This is a genomic window from Streptomyces sp. NTD91, from assembly GCF_059510455.1.
This window is the reverse complement of record NZ_JCAJZW010000027.1, coordinates 54,883-73,295: the sequence shown is the minus strand read 5'-3', so window position 1 is coordinate 73,295 and position 18,413 is coordinate 54,883. Positions and strand designations below refer to the sequence as shown.

Sequence of the window (18,413 nt, the reverse complement as noted above, 5' to 3'; positions counted from 1 at the left end):
GTCGTGCGCGGGCGTCCGAAGGTCCGGTCAGTAGCGGACGGGCAGAGCGGTGAGGCTGCGGTTGAGCATGGAGGGCTGCCAGCTGAGCCGGTCCGGGTCGTCCAGGGCGAGGTCCGGATGGTCGCGGACCAGGGTTTCCACGGCGGTCACGGCGACCAGCCGGGCCAGCGCGGCGCCGATGCAGAAGTGGGCGCCGAAACCGAAGCCGAGGTGGGTGGGGCCGGTGCGGCGGAGGTCGAACCGGCCGGGATCGGAGAAGCGGGCCGGGTCGCGGTTGGCGGCGGCCGTGACCAGGAAGACGCGGTCACCGGCGCGCAGGGTGTGGCCGTCGAGGTCGAGGTCGCGGGCGGCGGTGCGGATGGACATCTTCGACGGTCCGTCCAGGCGCAGGGCCTCCTCCACGGCGGCCTGCGCCAGCGCGGGGTCCTCGCGGACGGCGGCGAACCGGCCCGGGCGGGTGTGCAGGGCCAGGACGGTGTTCGCGATCAGATTGCTGGTGGTCTCCCCGCCGGCGAACGCCATCTGGGTGAGCATGCCGACGAACTCCGCCTCGGTGACCGAGTCCCCCACCCGCCCCTCCCGCAGCACCTGGCTGATCAGGTCGTCGGCGGGTTCGGCCCGGCGCCGGGCGACGAGGCCGACGAGGTAGTCCTCCAGGCTCACCAGCGCCTGCAGGCAGGCCCGGTACTCGCTCTCCTCCTGGGCGGTGCCCAGGACGAGGTCGGCGACGCGGGCGTTCCAGTACCAGAAGGAGGGGGCGTCCGTGCGCGGGATGCCGAGCCAGCGGGCGAAGACCAGCGCGGGCAGGGGCTTGGCCACGTCGGCCATCAGGTCGCCGCTGTGTCCGGGGATCGCCTTTCGGGCCAGGACGGCGCGGGTGGCCTTCTCGGTGAAGGCGCGGTAGCGGGCCACCGCCCGCGCCGCGAAGGCCTCCTGGAAGACCTGGCGCAGCCTGCGGTGCTGCGGCGGGTCGTTGAAGACCATCCAGCGGGACAGGATGCCGAAGGCTCGTTCGGCGTCCTCTCGGGCGCCCTGCGGTACCGCGTCCATCAGGGGCCGTACCCGGTCGGCGGAGACGGCGGGGTCGCGCAGGCAGCGCATCACCTGGTCGTAGCCGGTGACGAGCCAGGCGTGGTGCATCGGGCTCCAGTGCACCGGCGCGTGCTCACGCAGGGCGTCGAGGTAGCCGTAGGGGTCGGCGACCATGTCCGGGGAGAGCAGGTGGCGTTCGGTGAAGGCGGGGGCGGCAGGGGGCGCCGGGGCCGTGTTGGCCGTCGGCCCGGCGGAGCACGCGCGTCCGGCGACGGTCGTGGGTGCGGTGGTGGTCATCGGGTGGCCTCCGTGTCGATGGCGACGAGCACTTCGGCGATGCCGGCCACCCTCGGCACGGCCATCATCGACATGTGGTCGCCGTCGCTGATGTGCAGGGTGAGGCCGCCGCCGGCCGCCTCGCGCCAGCGTTCGACATACGTGTCGTAGTCGACGTCCAGCCCCGGCATCGTGCGGCCGCGCGGCAGTCCGGCGGCCTCGCTCCCGACGACGAGGTGGATGTGGCCCGGGTACGGGCGGACCTCGTAGGCGGCGAGCGCGGCGAGCAGGGAGTGCCACACCTCGATCGGCGCGCCCTCGACCAGGGCCGCCTCGGCGGGGCTCATGCCGGCGCCGAGCAGGGTCGCGGTCAGTTCGTCCGTGGCCCGGTCGCGTTGCGGGGACGGCGGCATCTCGCGCAGCCGGTCGCGCAGGCGCAGCGCCGTGCGCAGGTCCCGGGTGACGCCGTCCAGCCGCGCGCGGGCGGCGCTGTTGGGCAGGTACGGCTCGATCAGGATTAGCGGTGCCGTCTCGTGCCCGGCCTCGTTCAGCTGGATGGCCATCTCCAGGGCGATGTCGGCGCCCATGGACCAGCCGAGGAGGGCGTGCGGGCCCTTCTCCTCCCGGTCGGTGATCTCGGCGACGTAGTTGGCGGCGATGCCGGTCACCGTGCTCGGGTCGACGCCGCCCAGCAGCCCGCGCGCCTGGAAGGCGTGCACGGGCCTGCCGGGCGGCAGGGCGCGGGCGAGCGGCACGAACCAGGCGGCGCTGCCGCCGGTGGGGTGCACGCACCACAGCGGCTCTCCCGCACCCTCGCGCAGCCGTACCTCGGAGGTGACGGTGGTCAAAAGAGCCTCCCCCGCGCTCCGGCTGGCGTGCGCGGCCAGCTGGGCGACGGTGGGGTGCTCGATGAGGTCGCCGACCGAGAGCGTGAGGCCGCGTCCGGCGGCCATCAGGGAGACGCGGACGGTGGACAGCGAACTGCCGCCGATACGGAAGAAGTCGTCGTGGACGCCGACACGGGAAAGTCCGAGAACCTCGCGCCAGATCTCGGCGAGGATCTTCTCCGCGGGTGTGGTCGGGGCGACGTACTCGGTGTCGCGCCGGGCGAGTTCGGCCGGCGGGAGCGGCAGGGCCCGCTTGTCGACCTTGCCGCTGCGGTTGACCGGCAGCTCGTCGAGGACCACGAACCGGGCGGGCACCATGTAGGCGGGCAGCGAGGAGCGCAGGGCCCGGCGCAGCTCCTCGGGGGCGGCCCGGTCCGTGCCGTGTACGACGAGGTAGGCGACGAGAGCCGGTTCGCCGGGCAGGTCGGTGCGGTGCAGTACGACGGCCTGACGCACCTCGGGGAGTTGCCGCAGCGCGTGCTCGATCTCGCCGAGCTCGATGCGGAAGCCGCGCAGCTTCACCTGCGAGTCGCGGCGCCCGAGCCACTCCACCGAGCCGTCGGGCCGGTGGGTGGCGAGGTCGCCGGTGCGGCACAGCCGTTCGCCGGGGGCGCCGTAGGGGTCGGGGACGTAGGTGGCGGCGGTGAGCGCGGGACGGCCGAGGTAACCGCGGCCGACGGCCTGTCCACCGAGGTAGATCTCGCCGGGGACGCCGGCCGGGACCGGCTGGAGGTCGTCGTTCAGGACGTGGATGCGGGTGTTGCGGATCGGTGTGCCGATGGGCGGTGTGCCCTGGCCGGGGGCCAGCTCGGCGGCGACGGACCACACGGAGGTCTCGGTGAGGCCGTAGACGTTGTGGAAGCGCCGGTCGCGCGCCCAGACGTCGGCCAGTTCGGCCGGGCAGGCCTCGCCGGCCACCTGGAGCACCCGCAGCTCGGGGAGGTCGTCGTCGCCGAGCACGGCGAGGGCGCTGGGCGGCAGCATCGCGCAGGTGACGTGTGCCTCGCGCAGGCTGCGGGAGAGGTCGGGGCCGGGACGCAGCGCCTCCTTGGGCGCGGTGACCAGGCTGCCGCCGTTGGCGAGGGACCAGGTCATCTCCAGGATCGAGGCGTCGAAGCCGAAGGAGGCGAACTGCAGCACCCTGTCGTCGGGGGTGGGCCGCACCACATCGCGCTGGCCTTCGATCATGTTGGACAGGCCGCGGTGCGGGATGGCGACGCCCTTGGGGGTGCCGGTGGAGCCTGAGGTGTAGATGATGTAGGCGAGGGTGTCGGCGTCGGGCTCCCTGCCGGGGACGGGGTCCACCGGCTCCGCGGAGGTGTCCAGGTGCATCACGGGGCCGCCGAAGGGCACGGTCCCGGCCAGCGCCCGCTGGGTCAGCAGCACCCGCATGCCGCTGTCCTCGGCCATGAACGTCAGCCGCTCGGTGGGGTGTTGAGGGTCGAGGGGCAGGAACGCACCGCCCGAGCGGAGCACGCCGAGGGCCGCTCGCACCAGGTCGGGTCCGCGTTCGGCGCAGATGCCCACCACCGTCTCCGGGCCGACCCCGAGCCGCCGCAGTCGGCGCGCCAACTGCTCGGCCTGCTCGTGCAGTTCCGCATACGTCAGCCGCTGTCCGCGGTGCTCGACGGCGACGGCGTGCGGGGTGCGGGCGGCGTGTGCCGCGATGTGCTGGTGGAACAGCAGGGGCGAGGAGGGGATCTCCGGTCCGCGCGCCCAGACCTCGAGGGCGGTGGCGCGGGCGGCTCCGGTGAGCGCGGGGCGGGTGACCCGGGCGTGCGGGTCCGTGGTCATGGCCTCCAGCTGGGCGCAGTACACGTCCGCCAGTTGTTCGGCGGTGGCGGGAGCGACGAACGCGGGGTCCACGTCCAGGGTGAAGGCGTTGACGCTCGCGTTCACGAGCAGCGGGAACATGGTCCGGGCGATCTCCAGGGAGTCGTCCCAGGAGTCGTGCGAAAGCCGGTGGAAGTTGACGTAGTTGAACACCGCGTCGGTCAGATTCGGCTCGGTGGGCCGCAGTTGGGCGATGCGCACCAGCGGCACCCTGCGGTGCGGGAGCATCTCCTGCTCAGCGGCGAAGACGTCCCGCAGGTAGGCGAGCCAGCTGCCGCACGGCCGGGTGACGCCGAACGGCACGGTGTTCAGGAACAGTCCGCGCATCCGGTCGGCGCCGGGAACCTCGGGACGCCCGTTGGTGACCAGGCCGATGCTGTGCCCGGACACGCTGTCGTCGCGGTCGGCGAACAGGCTCATGGTGTGGTGGAAGGCCGCGACGAGCACGGTGCGGCGGGGCACGCCGGCCTCTTTCGCCAGCCGGCCGATGCGTTCGGCGAGGTGGGCGTAGGAGCGGCGGACCTCGTGCACCGGCGCCGGCCCGGTGCCCTCGCCCGCGGGACGCCGGCGGAAGGTCACCGGACGCAGGTCGGCGAGCCGTTCTCGCCAGTAGCGCAGGGACTCCTCGCTGTTCAGGGCAGCACGTTCGAGGGCGACGTACTCGGCGAAGGCGGGGGCGTCGGGCGGCTGCGGGGCTGTGCGGTGGGCGACGGCCTCGCGGTGCAGCGCGAGGAGGTCGGCGACGAGGGAGGTCAGGCTCCAGCCGTCCAGGACGACATGGCAGTCGGTGAGGACGAGCCGCAGGTCGTGGTCGCTGATGCGGTGCAGGTGGATGCGGACCAGGGGTGCGGTGGCGAGGTCGAAGCGGCGCTCGAACTCCGCGTCGACGAACCGGCGCAGACGCCCGCGCTGTTCCTCGCGGGGCAGGCCCCGCAGGTCGGTGTAGCCGACGGGCAGGTGGGCGGTGCGGTGGACGAGCTGGAGGGGTTCGCGGTAGGAGACGAGGTCCACGGAGGTGCGCAGGATGGGGTGCCCGGCGACCATCGCGTCCACGGCGGCCTGGAAGGCGCCGAGGTCGAAGCCTTCGGGGACGGTGATCCTCAGGTCGGTGACGTTGTGGTACGCGCCGCGGTGGGGGTCGGCGAGCATCTCGTGCAGCATGCCCGCCTGGAGCATGGTGAGCGGGTAGGCGTCCGCGAGCCCGTCGGGCAGGCGGCCGGCGTCGGCGGGGTCGAGCTGGGAGAAGGGCGCGACCGGGGCGGGGGTGTCGTCCGCGTCGGTGACGAGGGCGGCCAGGTCGGCGAGGGTGCGGGCGCGGAACACGTCGGCGACGGTGAAGCCGAGCCCGGCGAGGCGGCCCAGCCCGACCAGGCGCAGCGCGAGAATGCTGTCCCCGCCCAGCTCGAAGAAGTTGTCGGTGCGGCTGACGTGCTCGGCACCGAGCACCTGGCTCCACACGCCGGCCAGGGCCTGCTCCGCCGGCCCCCGGGGCGGCACGTGCGCGCGCCGTCCCGTCGAGGCGGGGGCGACGGCGGTCAGCGCGGCCCGGTCCACCTTGTCGTTGGCGGTGAGCGGCAGCCGCTCGTGGCGGACGAACAGGGCCGGGACCATGTAGTCGGGCAGGGTCAGCGCGAGGCCCGCGCGCAGGGCGGGCGGGTCGAGCGGGCGGCCCTCGGGGGTGACGACGTGGGCGACCAGACGGGTGGTGTCGCCGTCGCGGCGGGCCACCACGGCGACGTCGGCGACACCGGGCAGGGCGCGCAGGGCGGTCTCGATCTCCCCGGGTTCGATGCGGTAGCCGCGGATCTTCACCTGGTGGTCGGCGCGGCCGACGTAGGCGAGTTCTCCGTCGGGCAGTACCCGGACCAGGTCGCCGGTGCGGTACATACGGGCTCCGGGCGCGCCGAAGGGGTCGTCGAGGAAGCGTTCGGCGGTCAGCTCGGGCCGGTTGCGGTAGCCGCGGGCCACGCCGCCGCCTGCGACGTACAGCTCACCGATGCTGCCGGGGGGCACGAGCCGGCCCCAGGCGTCCAGGACGTAACCGTGCTGCCCGGCCAGCGGCCGGCCGATGGGCGAGCGGACCGGGCCGTCGACGTCCTCCTCGGTGAGCAGGCGGAAGGTGACGTGCACGGTGGTCTCGGTGATGCCGTACATGTTCACCAGGGCGGGCCGGTGCCCGGACGCGGTGAACCAGTCGCGGTAGTCGCGGACGTCGAAGGCGTCGCCGCCGAACACCACCGTGCGCAGCGCCAGGTCCGCGAAGGAGGCGCCGGTGTCCCTCAGGTGTGCGCGCAGGCCCTTGAAGGCGGCCGGGGTCTGGTTGAGGACGGTGACCCGCTCCTCGCGCAGCACCCGGTGCACGGCGTCCGGGTCGCGCACCTCGTCGCCGGTGAGGACGACGACGCGTCCGCCGCTGGTGAGCGGCGCCCACAGTTCCCACACGGAGAAGTCGAAGGCGGGCGAGTGCATCAGCGTCCACACGTCGTCGGGCCCGAAGTCGAAGTGGTGGTCGGCGGCGTCAAGCAGCCAGGCCAGGTTGGCGTGGGTCAGCTCGACGCCCTTGGGGCGGCCGGTGGAGCCGGAGGTGTAGATGACGTAGGCGAGGTCGTCGGGGCCCGGCAGGATGTCGTCGTCCTGCACGGGCGGGTCCGACGGCTCCGCGTCCAGGACGACGAGCCGGACCGGCAGTTGCTCCACGGCCGGACGGGTGGCGGTGTCGGTGACGACCCAGTCGATGCCGGAGTCGGTGACGGTGAAGGCGCGGCGCGCCGGGGGGTGGGAGGGGTCGAGCGGGAGATAGGCGGCGCCGGCACGCCACACGGCGAGCAGGGCGACGGCCAGGTCGGGGGTGCGGTCCAGGCAGACGCCGACGAGGGAGCCGGGCCGGACCCCGGCGGCGCGCAGCCGACGCGCCAGGATGCCGGCGGCGGCGTCGAGTTGGGCATAGGTCAGGATGCGTCCCGCGCCGCTCACGGCGGTGGCGTGCGGGGTGCGCCGGATGTGCCCGGCGAGCCGGTCCGGGGCGGTGCACCCGGTGGGTGCGGGCCGGTGGCCGGCGTTGGCGGGGCCGTCGGGGCCGAGGAGGTGGGCGCGTTCGGCCGGGGTGAGGGGGTCGATGGCGCTCAGCGGCAGGTCGGGGGTGGCGCGGAACGCCTCCAGCAGGGCGAGGGTGTGCCGGGCCAGGGCGGCGACGGAGGACTCGGCGAACAGGTCGGGCCGGTAGACGAAGACGAGATCGGTGCGCCCGTCGCCGTCGCGCAGATCGAGGGTGAGGTCGAACTTGGCCGTGGTGAGGTCGATCCGGTACGGCGTCCCGTGCGCCTCCCCCAGGGCCGGGTCGGAGCCGGTCGTGTCGGTCTGGGTGTACAGGACCTGGACGAGCGGGTTGCGGGCCAGGTCCCGGTCCGGACTGAGCGCGTCGACGACCTGCTCGAACGGCAGCGACTGGTGGGAGAACGCCTCCAGGACGCGCTCCCGGGTCCGCGCGAGCAACTTCGCCGGGGTCGGGTCGTCGGAGAGGTCCGCGCGCAGCACGAGGGTGTTGACGAAGAAGCCCACGAGCTGCTCGGTCTCGGCCCGTTCGCGGTTGGCGACGACGGTCCCGACGGCGATGTCGCGCTGCCCGCTGTGGAAGGCCAGCGCGGCCTGGAAGGCGGCCAGCACCGTCATGTACGGCGTCGTGCCCGCCTGTCGGCCGAGGTCGGCGAGCGCGCCGGACAGGTCGGGCGGCAGGCTGAGGGTGTGGGTGGCGCCGAGGCTGCCAGGAGTGTCGGGGCGCGGGTGGTCGGCGGGCAGGTCCAGCGGGGTGAGGCCGGCCAGCCGCGTGCGCCAGTGGTCGAGGGCGGCGGACTGGTCGCTCTGCCGCTGCCAGATCGCGTAGTCGGTGTAGTCGAGGGCCAGTTCCGGCAGCCGGGCGGCGCGTCCCTCGGTACGGGCCCGGTACAGCTCGGTGAGGTCGCGCACGATCAGGCCGAGGGACCAGCCGTCGGAGACGATGTGGTGCATCGCGAGGACGAGAACGTGGTCGTCGTCGGCGGCGCGGACCAGGGTGGCCCGGAAGGCGGGTTCGCGGGCCAGGTCGAAGGGGCGGAGGGCGGCGGAGTGCACGGCGGCGGCCAGGCGCCGCTCGCGGTCGTCGCCTGCCGGCCCGGTCGCCTGCACCACGTCCACCTCTGTTCCGCCGGGGTACAGGGCGCGCTGGTACGGGACGCCCTCGTGCTCGGGGAAGACGACCCGCAGCTGCTCGTGCCGGGCGACGAGGTCGCCGACGGCGGCGCGCAGGGCCGGTATGTTCAGCGACCCGGTGAACCGCCAGGCGGCCGGCAGCAGATAGGTGGGGGCGCCGGGGTCGAGCCGGTCGAGGAAGTACAGGCGCTGCTGGGCCGCGGACAGCGGGATCCGGACGGGGCGGGGCCGGACCCGGGCCGGCCCCGCGTCCCGTACGGCGCTCCGGCCGCACAGCCGCCGCTCCAGCAACCGTCGGGCGGCCGGGGGCAGGGTGTCCGGTGAGGCGGGCGGGCCGGGTCGTACGTCGGATGTGGTCATGCGGGCACTCCGATCTCGGGTCTCTCGGGAACAGCCGGGGCAGGGCGGTGGCGCCCTCAGAAGTCGGCGGTGAGCGACAGGTCGATCTCGTCGTCGCTCATCTGGGAGATCAGTTCCAGCAGTCTGCGCTCCACTTCGGCGGCCAGCCGCTCGACGGTGGGGTGCTCGAAGAGGTCGCGGACCACGAGCGGGCAGTCGAACGCGGTGCGCAGGCGGGAGGCGACCGCGACCGCGCGCAGGGAGTGGCCGCCCAGGGCGAAGAAGTCGTCGTGGACGCCGACCCGGGGCAGGTCGAGCACCTCGCACCACACCTGTGCGACGACGGTCTCGGCGGGGGTGCGCGGCGCGACGAGGACGCGCGGGGGGCGGCCGGCGGGCTCGGGGAGGGCGGCGGTGTCCAGCTTGCCCTGCACGGTCAGCGGCAGGGCGTCGAGCAGGACGAACGCGGAGGGGACCAGGTAGTGCGGCAGGTGGGCCCGGCAGTGTGCGGCCAGGGAGTCCTCCGACAGTCCGCCGCCCGCGGCGTAGCCCACCAGGGCGGGCTCACCGTGCAGGGTGCGCACGACGACCACCGCGCCGGTGACTCCGGGGTGGCGGCGCAGCGCCGCCTCGGCCTCCGCCGGTTCGACGCGGAAGCCGCGGATCTTGATCTGGTCGTCATTGCGGCCGAGGAACTCCAGGTCTCCCGAGGGCAGTCGGCGTACGACGTCGCCGGTGCGGTACAGGCGTCCGCCGGGCCGGCCGAAGGAGTCCGGCACGAACCGTTCGGCGGTCAGTCCCGGCCGGCCCAGGTATCCCCGCGCCAACTCCGCTCCGCCGATGAGGAGTTCGCCGGGCACGCCGTCCGGGACCGGCTCGCCGAGGGTGTCGACCACGTAGGTGCGGCGGCTGCCCAGGGCGCGGCCGATGGGCACCCGGCCCCGCGGCGGGGAGTCGACGGTGTGCGCGGTCGCGGAGATCACCGCCTCGGTGGGCCCGTAGGTGTTGACCACGGGGACCGAGGGCAGGTGGGCGAACCAGCGCTCCAGCGGGTCGGCGGGCAGGGCCTCGCCTCCGGTGACCAGCAGCCGCAGGGAGGCCAGGAGCGGCGCCGACTCGTCCAGGCAGGCCACCAGTTCCGCCCAGTAGGAGGGGGTGAGTTCCATGACGGTGACCCGCTCCTGTGCGACGCGGGCGGCGAGCTGCTCGGGGGTCCATGTCTCGTCCGGGCGGACGATCACCGTGGCGCCGGCGCTCAGCGCCGGGAGTGTCTGCTCCAGGGAGGCGTCGAAGGACGTCGAGGCGAAGGTGAGCACCCGGTCGTGCGGGGTGAGCGCGAACTTCTCGCGGGCGGCGGCCACATGGGCGTCCAGCGCGTGGTGTTCGACGCCGACCGCCTTGGGCCGGCCGGTGGAGCCGGAGGTGAAGATGACGTAGGCGAGGTCGTCGGGGCCTGGGGTACGGTCGGGGCCGTCGGGGTCCGGTCGCAGGTCACGGACGTCGACCGCGGCCGCCCCGAGCGCCGTCACGGTGTCCCGGGTGCGCGCGTCGCAGACCACGTGACGTACTCCGGCCTCCTGCAGCATGTACCGCAGCCGCTCATCGGGCAGCCGGGGGTCGAGCGGTACGTAGACGCCGCCCGCCCGCCACACGGCGAGCATCGCGGCCACCGACCACACGCCCCGGCCGACGCACACGCCCACGGCGTCGCCCGTGCCCACCCCCGCGCCGGCCAGCGCGGCGGCGAGCCCGCCGGTCAGGGCGTCCAGACGCGCGTGGTCGAGGGTGGTGCCCTCGCAGACGACGGCGGTCGCGTCCGCACGGCCCGCGACGCGGAACCTCGGCGCGGGCGCTGCGTCCGCCCCGGCCGCGGCCAGGAGCCGCTCGCGCTCGCCGGGCGTGAGCAGGGGCGCCTCGTCGACGCGGATGCCCGGGTCGACGAGGAGCGTCTCCAACAGGCGGCCGACGTGCTGGGCGAACCGGGTGACGGTGGCCGGGTCGAACAGGTCGGCGGCGTACTCGACGTTGAGGGCGAACCGGTCCGGGCGGATCACGAAGGACGCGGTCAGGTCGAACTTGGCCGAGCCCCAGGGCAGGGTGAAGTCGGTCGTCTCCAGTCCCGGCAGGCCGGAGCCGCCGCTGGAGGCGTCCTGAACGTCCACCATGACCTGGAACAGGGGGTTGCGGGACAGGTCGCGTTCCGGGCGCAGCCGCTCCACCACCCGTTCGAACGGCACCTCCTGGTGGTCGAACGCGCCCAGGACGACGTCCCGCACCCGGTCGACGAGGGCGGCGAAGGTCGGCCGCCCGGACAGGTCGGTGCGCAGGACGACGGTGTTGACGAAGAAGCCGACGAGCGGCTCGAGTTCGAGCCGGCCGCGCCCGGCGACGGGTGTGCCCACGGACACGTCCTGCTGTCCCGTCCAGCGGGCGAGTACGGCCTGGGCGGCGGCCAGCAGCACCATGAAGCGGCTCGCGCCGCGCCGGCGGGCCCAGGCGTCCACGCGGTCCACGAGAGCGGCAGGCAGGTCGACCTCGACGGCGCCTCCCCGGCCGGTGAACGCGCCCGGGCGGGGCCGGTCGGTGGGCAGCTCCAGCACGGGCGCGCCGTCCAAGGTGCTTTCCCAGTAGGCCAGTTGGGGTTCCAGGGCGCCGCCTTCCGCGCGGTCGCGCTGCCAGACGGCGAAGTCGGCGTACTGGACGGGCAGCGGCGGCAGCCCCGCGCTCCGGCCGGTGCGGCGGGCCGCGTAGTGCCGGGCGAGCTCGTCCAGCAGGACGCCCTTGGACCAGCCGTCGGTGACGGCGTGGTGCAGGGCGAGCAGGACGACGTGGTCGTCGCCGGCGAGTTCCCACACTCCGGCCCGCAGCAGGGGCGGCCGGGCGAGGTCGAAGCGGCGTGTGGCGAGGGCGGTGGCGGCTCGGCGCACCGCCTCCAGGCGGGACGGTTCGTCCGGGGCCTCGGGGGCCGGCTCCCAGTGGAGCGGCACTGCCACCGGGTCGCAGACCTGCTGCACGGGGCGACCGTCGGCCTCGACCAATGCGGTGCGCAGCACCTCGTGCCGTACCACCAGGTCGTCCAGGGCCTGCTGCCAGGCGGCGCGCTCCAGACCGCCGCGCACCCGCCAGCAGTACCACAGCAGGTAGGAGTCGCCACGGTCGGAAGTGCGGTCGAGGAACCACAGGCGTTCCTGGGCGAAGGACAAGGGCAGCGGCCGGTCGCGGCCGACCGGCGCCACCTCGCCGGCCCCGCAGACGCGTGCCGCGCTCACCTGGGGGGCGAAGCCGCGGACGGTGGGGTGCTCGAAGACGGTGCGCAGCTCGATGTCGCGGCCCAGCCGCTGGGCGATCCGGGAGACCGCCATGGTGGCGAGCAGGGAGTGTCCGCCGAGGTCGAAGAAGCTGTCGTCGATGCCGATCCGGTCCAGGCCGAGGACGTCGGCCCAGACCTCGGCGACGAGCCGCTCCGTCTCATCGCGGGGCGCGGTGTGTCCGGGGTCGTCGGCACTGCGGGTGCGGTCCGGGTCGGGCAGGGCGGAACGGTCGAGTTTGCCGGAGACGCCGACCGGCAGCGCGTCCAGGACGACGTAGTCGGAGGGGACGGCGTAGTGCGGCAGCCGGCGTGCGCACCAGGCGCGCAGTTCCGCCCGGTCCGGCGCGCGGGGCGCGTCCGGCGCCGGTACGACGTAGCCGGTCAGGCTGCGCCCGGTGGCGCGGTCGGGGCGGGCGGCTGCGGCGCCGACGAGCGGGCAGGCGCGCAGCACGGTCTCGACCTCGCCGAGTTCGATCCGGAAGCCGCGGATCTTGACCTGGTCGTCGCGGCGGCCCACGAACTCCAGGTCTCCGCCGGGCTGCCAGCGGACGAGGTCGCCGGTGCGGTACACGCGGGCACCGGGCGGCCCGTAGGGGTCGGGCACGAAGCGTTCCGCGGTCAGCGCGGGCCGGTTCAGATAGCCGCGTGCCACCTCTGTGCCGCCGATGAGCAGTTCACCGCACACCCCGACGGGCACCGGTTCGTCGTCGGCGTCGACCACGTACGCGCGCCGGTCGCCGAGCGGCCTGCCGATGGGCAGGTTGCCCGCCGGGGGCTCCTCGGCGTCGTACGTGGTGGCGGTGACGGTGGTCTCGGTCGGTCCGTAGGCGTTGCACACGCGGGCCCAGGGAACGGCGGCGCGCCAGGCGGCGAGGGTGTCGGCGGGGACGGCTTCACCGCCGAGGACCAGCAGCCGCAGGGAGGCGAGGGCCGCGGCCTGCCGGCGGTCGAGGCAGAGCGTCAGCTCCGACCAGTAGGTGGGCGGCACGTTGACGACGGTCAGGCGGTGCCGCTGGACGATTTCGGGGACCTGGGTGGGCAGCCAGGGCTCGTCGGGACGCATGACGACGGTGGCGCCGGTGGTGAGGGCGGGCAGCACCTGGTCGAGGGAGGCGTCGAAGGAGAAGGAGGCGAAGGCGAGCACCCGGTCGGCTGCGGTGATGCCGAGGCGCTTCCGGGCGGCGGTGACGTGCGAGGCGAGCGCCGCGTGTTCCACGCCGACCGCCTTGGGCCGGCCCGTGGACCCGGACGTGAAGATGACGTGGGCCAGTTCCCGGGGGTCGGGCTGGTGGCGGGGTCCGTCCACGGCCGGGGCGACGGCGGTGACGTCGACCGTGACGGGGGCGAGGCCGGTCGCGGCGCCGGAGGTCGCCGGGTCGGTGACCACGCAGGCGAGCCCCGCCTCCTCCGCCATGAAACGCAGCCGCTCGAGGGGGAGTTCGGGATCGAGCGGGACGTACGCGCCGCCCGCCCGCCAGATCCCCTCGATGGCGGCGACCGACCACATCCCGCGGCGCAGCAGCACGCCCACCGGGCTGCCCGTGCTGATCCCGGCCCCGCGCAGCGCGGCGGCGAGTCCGCCGGTCATGGCGTCCAGTTCTGCATAGGTGGCGCTGTCGGCGCCGCAGCGCAGGGCGGTCGCGTCCGGACGTCCCTGGAAGGCGACCCGCGGCACCGGCCCCGAGGGCCGGTCGGCCGCCCGATGCCACTCGGGGCGGGGGCGGACCGGCGCCCCGGGCCCGGTGGGGAGCGCACGCACCAGGTCCTGTACGGATGTGTCGGGATCGGAGAGGACGGCGCGCAGCAGCGCCGGGTAGGCGCGGGCGAACGCGCGCATGGTGCCGGCGTCGAACAGGGCGGTGGCGTACTGCAGGACGGCGGCGATGCTCCCGTCGTGGCGCAGGGTCAGGTCCAGGAAGACGTCCAGGGGGGCCTCGGTGAGCGGTGGCTCGACGAGGCTCACGTCCAGGCCGGGCATCCGGATCGGGCGGATCGGGGAGTTGAGCAGGGTGAACGACGCCTGGGCGAGTGGGTGCCGGGACAGGTCGCGGGAGCCGCCGAGCGCGCCCACCACCAGGTCGAAGGGCGCCTCGGCGTGTGCGAGGTCGGTCGGGACCCGGCCGCGCACCCGGTCCAGGAGCGCGGCGAACCCGGGCCTGCCGGACAGGTCCGTGCGCAGCACGACGGTGTTCACCAGAGGTCCGATCAACCCGTCGGCGCCGCGCTGCACGCGGTCGGCGAGAGTGCTGCACACGGCGACGTCGGTACGGCCCGACCAGTGGCCGAGCAGCGCCTGGTAGGCGGCGAGCAGCACCATGTAGCGGGTGGCACGTCGGGAGCGGGCCAGGGCGTCGACGGCGGCGACCAGGTCGGCGGGCAGCCCGAACCGGACGACGTCGCCGGAGCCGTCCCAGACGCGGGGGCGCGGCCGGTCGGTGGGCAGGTCGAGCGGAGGCAGGGCGTCGAGCCGGTCCCGCCAGTGGGCGAGCAGGCGCTCCAGGCGCTCGCCCGAAAGGTGTTCGGTCTGCTTGCGGGCTAGGTCGGCGTACTGCACGGCGGGCGGGACGACCGGTTCGCCGCGGTAGCCGGCGGCGAGTTCGTCCAGCAGGACGCCCCATGACCAGCCGTCGACCGCGATGTGATGGACCTCGACGAGCAGCAGGTGCTCCTCGGACGTCACCCGCGCCAGCGTCGCCCGGACCGGATGCTGCGCCGACAGGTCCACGGGACGGCCGAGACGGCGCTCGAACAGGTCGGCCGGGCCGGTGGCGTCGGTGTGTTCCAGCACCACGCCCGCCGGCGGGTCCACCACCGGCACCGGCTCGCCGTCGACGGCGGTGAACCGGGTGCGCAGCACCTCGTGCCGGTCCACGATCCCGGACAGCGACCGCTCCAGCCGACCCGTGTCCAGTGGGCCGCGCAGCCGCAGCACCAGCGGGAGCATCGATCCGGTGGAGGAGCCCGCCAGCTGGTCCAGGAACCACAGCCGACGCTGCGCGAAGGATGCCGCAGCGGTGTCCACGTCGTTCGGTGCCCCGTCAGGGGCCGGGCCTGTCGTCACTGTGAGCCTCCCAGCCGTGTTTTGCAGCAGACTGCCGTCGGCCCGGCGCGGCCCATAGGGAAGAAGACGCAGCACCACCGGCAGAGCGTGCTGCCGTTCCGGCGGGAGACGGTGCGGGCCTGCCTCTCGCCCCAGGGCCGGGCTGGTGCGGGCTCGGGGATGTGCTGTGGTGATGCGCAGTTCGGTGTGCGTCGCCAGGTCGCCGTCCGGTGGTGTTGCTGCCTTCATGACGTCGAACGCGGCGGCTCTCGCCTCGCGGAGGCGGTGTCGACCGCCGGCTCGAAGAGGCATGGTCAAAGGGTGCCCCGGCAGCGCAACCGGCCGGCGCGTTCGCCTGCGCAGGCGCTTGCCCGGCGCCCCGCCCGACCCGGCCCGGGCAGCGCCGATCAGCGGGCTCGGCGTCGACGTGTGGATCACCTCGGCCCCGGTCGATGCGGGGTGGGCCCGGCTCTCAAGGGTCGTCGGATGACGTTGCCCGGAGCCGAAGTCACGTGCTCCATTTGGCGGAACTGCGGTGACGGGAAGCGCGGTGGGGCGTTGAACGTGTATGAGCGGAAGTCACAGACGGAAGCGGTCACGATCGCGAGCGTTCGATCAGGTGCAAGCACAGTTGGCTCGTGCGGCTGCCGCGATGGCCGTGGGGAGGAAATCGCCCCGGCAGGCAGTGGAGGAAACGGTTCACCCGGCGGGCGTGAAGGCACCCACTGGCCTTGATGAGGCGGCGCCGGGCACGATGGATCCGGCCGCGAACGGCGACCTTCCCACGTGACCGCCGACGGCGGGCCGGCCTGGTGCATATCGCCTGAACGACGTCCGACGGACTGGTCGACGTCCACGAAGTTCGGCGGCCTGCGACACGGCGATCATCGGAACGCCTGTCAGCAGTCCTTCGCCACAGCCCCCCGTACCGGCGCGGGCGACGAAGGCGTCCCCCTGCGTGCCACGTGGAACCGGCTCGCCCAGCCGGCAGGCGAGCACGGCACCACCATTCGCTGTCTGTGGAGGACCTCGCGCACAGCACTCCGACCCACGCCGAGTACGCCGAGCGGGCCGAGCTCGCCGCGCCCCGGGCAGCGTGCCGAGCCCGGAGGCCGAGGCGAAGGCCCGGGCTCCGCTGAAGCGCCTGGGCGCCGCCCCGCACGGTCCGCAGGCCGCGTAGTGGCTGCGATCACGGTCCTCCTGGACCACCCGACCGCCGCGGCGCCGTACGAGCCGAAAGACCCCGGCCGGCCGTCGCAATCTCCACCCGCACCGGCGACGTCCGCGTCGCCCAGCAACTCAGCTCCCTCGCCAGCCTGCCACCGCTCGCGGTGACGGCGCTGATCGGCTTCAACGTCATCCACCAGCCCACTCTCACCCTCGCCGTGACCCTCGGCGCCACTCTCCTGCTCATCGACTCGCTCGCCTGGCGCCTGGTGTCCGCTCTGTTCCACCGCGAGCGCCTCGTCACCGGCGCCGAAGCCTGAGGTGATCGCAATGCCTGCGACCAGCCGAATCGAACGCAACCTGCCTTCGCCCACCACGCCGACCAGGTCGTTGCAGACAAGGCCCACCACTCCCGCGGCTTCCGCGCCCACCTGTGTGGACGGGGCATCACGCATGTCATTCCCGAGAAGACAGACCAGCGGCGGCACCGGCCCGACCGCGGCCGCCACGACGGCAGGCCACCAGGATGCGACCGGGCGTTCCACCGCCGGCGCAACATGATCGAGCGCTGATTCGACCGGCTCAAAGGGTTCCGCGGCATCGCCACCAGAACGGGAAGACCGCCACCTCGTACGAAGCGGCGGTCACGCTCGCGTCATTCCCGCTCTGGGCGAGATCCGTTCGAAGACGGACCCTGGAACCAGGCTCGATTCCTGCCCCGTTGTGATGGGAGAAGCATGGAGAACGCACCGACTTCGCTTCCACCCGCCGCCTTGCTCCTCACCGCTGCCGGGGTGGCCTTCAAGGTGCACGAGCACGAGGAGATCCGCACGGGCGCGGACATCCGGAACCGAACCGGGTTCACAGAGGAGAACATCCAGAACTCGTTGAAGACGGTGGCTTTCTCCGTCGAACCGGACCGCCTTGTTCTGGCGACCGTTCCGGGCCCGGCGCGAATCCGTTACGGTCGGCTCGCGGCTGTCTTGGGGGTGTCGCGCTCAGCTTTGAAATCCGCCGACGAGGCGGCGCTGCGAAAGCTGGACATGGAACGCGGCGGAGTCGGCCCCATCTGCGGCGCACCGGACGTCACCGTGGTTTTCGACGCCGCGGTGCCCCGGATGGGCCGAGTGCTCTTCGGGAGTGGACGGCCGGACCGCACCGTGGAGGCGCAGGCGGCGAACATCGTGCAGATCCCGCCGAACGCCGTGGTCGCGGACATCACCTCTGCGTGAGAGGCCACTTCGTGTGCACATGGTCCCGCACGCCCGCCTGTTTCCAGGCGGGCAGGCGCCGCCAGCAGGTCGTGCCCGAGGGGAGTCTGCGTACGCGTCCCGCGAGAAGCGCGGGTCCTCCGCCGGCCGGCCACCGAAGTCCGGCCCGGAGGACCACGACAAGGCCCGACACGCGGTCGAGTGCGGCATCCATCGCCCCAAGAGACATCGGCCCGTGGCCACCGGGTACGACACACTCGCGATCCGCCACGAGGCTACGGCCCTCGCTGCCGCTATCGACGAGTGGTGACGTACCGGTCCGACGACAACTCGAACACCCGTACTCGCCGACCGCCGGTGGGATTCACGGTCTCACGAACCGGACGCATCCCCAGTTTGGCCATGATCCGTTCCGAGGCGTCGTTGCCCACTTGAGTGATGCTGACGATCCGCTCCAGCCCTCGTTCCTCGAACCCGAACCGTACAGCGGCCACAGCGGCCTCGGTGGCCAGGCCCTGCCCCCAGTGGGAACGTCCCAGCCGCCAGCCGACCTCAACCGCCGGCAGTACCTCGGGCAGGAAGTCGGGCACCGAAAGGCCGGTGAATCCGGCCAGTTCGCCGGTGGACCGGATCTCCACGGCGAACAGGCCGAAGCCCTCCGAGTCCCACTCTCTCTCCCATGCCTGGACCCGGTCGCGAGTCTGCTGTTCGTCAAGGACGCTGCCATCACGGATCCACCGCATGACCTCGGGGTCGGCATTCACGGCGGCCATGGGCGCAACGTCTTCCTCGCGCCAGCGACGAAGGATCAAACGGGGAGTCTCGAGCGTGACCATCCATTCATACTGGATCACCATGCGCCCTCCGTCATCCTCACCGGGCACGTTCGATGCGCGCCCGACCCTGCACCCGGCAACCTCGCACTGAGGACGGAAACCCTTGGTGATCCCGTTCCGACCTCAGCCGGAGCGCCTACCGGTGCCATCGGCACACGCGTCGCGGATGGAGGCCGGTACGCGGCCGCCGCGGCCCCGGTTCGGAGGGCAGCCGTGCTCGGCGGCCCAGGCGCGGACGATGTCGGCATCCGGGCCGGGGTCAGGCCGAGAGGGCCGCTGACGGTGTAGGCGGGCAGT

6 protein-coding genes are annotated in these 18,413 nt (G+C 73.7%); 2 read left to right on the top strand and 4 right to left on the bottom strand.

What is annotated here, in order from left to right; translation table 11 throughout:
* Positions 1-27: 27 nt before the first annotated feature.
* Genes AC5WRT_RS25350 through AC5WRT_RS25340 form a run of 3 tightly spaced genes read right to left on the bottom strand, consistent with a single transcriptional unit; the run spans position 28 to position 14,923 of the window.
* A complete protein-coding gene (locus AC5WRT_RS25350; RefSeq protein WP_496095567.1) occupies positions 28-1,329 on the bottom strand; it encodes a cytochrome P450 in 1,302 nt (433 codons plus the stop codon).
* Positions 1,326-8,573 (bottom strand): amino acid adenylation domain-containing protein, encoded by a 7,248-nt coding sequence (locus AC5WRT_RS25345; RefSeq protein ID WP_496100624.1) that lies wholly within the window; start codon positions 8,571-8,573, stop codon positions 1,326-1,328. The genes AC5WRT_RS25350 and AC5WRT_RS25345 overlap by 4 nt, the downstream gene beginning before the upstream one ends.
* Positions 8,574-8,629: 56 nt before the next feature.
* Complete coding sequence (locus AC5WRT_RS25340; RefSeq protein WP_496100623.1) at positions 8,630-14,923, bottom strand: amino acid adenylation domain-containing protein; 6,294 nt, start codon at positions 14,921-14,923, stop codon at positions 8,630-8,632.
* Positions 14,924-16,233: 1,310 nt separating this feature from the next.
* On the opposite strand from AC5WRT_RS25340, the gene AC5WRT_RS25335 reads away from it, so the two are divergent.
* Together AC5WRT_RS25335 and AC5WRT_RS25330 are read left to right on the top strand one after the other, a co-directional pair.
* Positions 16,234-16,389, top strand: coding sequence for a hypothetical protein (locus tag AC5WRT_RS25335; RefSeq protein WP_496095570.1), 156 nt, complete (start codon positions 16,234-16,236; stop codon positions 16,387-16,389).
* 417 nt (positions 16,390-16,806) lie between these two features.
* Positions 16,807-17,301, top strand: coding sequence for an aminoacyl-tRNA deacylase (locus tag AC5WRT_RS25330; RefSeq protein ID WP_496095571.1), 495 nt, complete (start codon positions 16,807-16,809; stop codon positions 17,299-17,301).
* Positions 17,302-17,573: 272 nt separating this feature from the next.
* Here AC5WRT_RS25330 and AC5WRT_RS25325 read toward each other — a convergent pair whose 3' ends face one another.
* Positions 17,574-18,116 (bottom strand): GNAT family N-acetyltransferase, encoded by a 543-nt coding sequence (locus AC5WRT_RS25325; RefSeq protein ID WP_496095624.1) that lies wholly within the window; start codon positions 18,114-18,116, stop codon positions 17,574-17,576.
* Positions 18,117-18,413 lie beyond the last annotated feature (297 nt).

Coding starts and splice junctions, on each gene's coding strand:
- AC5WRT_RS25350 (WP_496095567.1), bottom strand. CDS start 1,329: ATGACCACCACCGCACCCACGACCGTCGCCGGACGCGCGTGCTCCGCC.
- AC5WRT_RS25330 (WP_496095571.1), top strand. CDS start 16,807: ATGGAGAACGCACCGACTTCGCTTCCACCCGCCGCCTTGCTCCTCACC.
- AC5WRT_RS25325 (WP_496095624.1), bottom strand. CDS start 18,116: ATGGTCACGCTCGAGACTCCCCGTTTGATCCTTCGTCGCTGGCGCGAG.
- AC5WRT_RS25345 (WP_496100624.1), bottom strand. CDS start 8,573: ATGACCACATCCGACGTACGACCCGGCCCGCCCGCCTCACCGGACACC.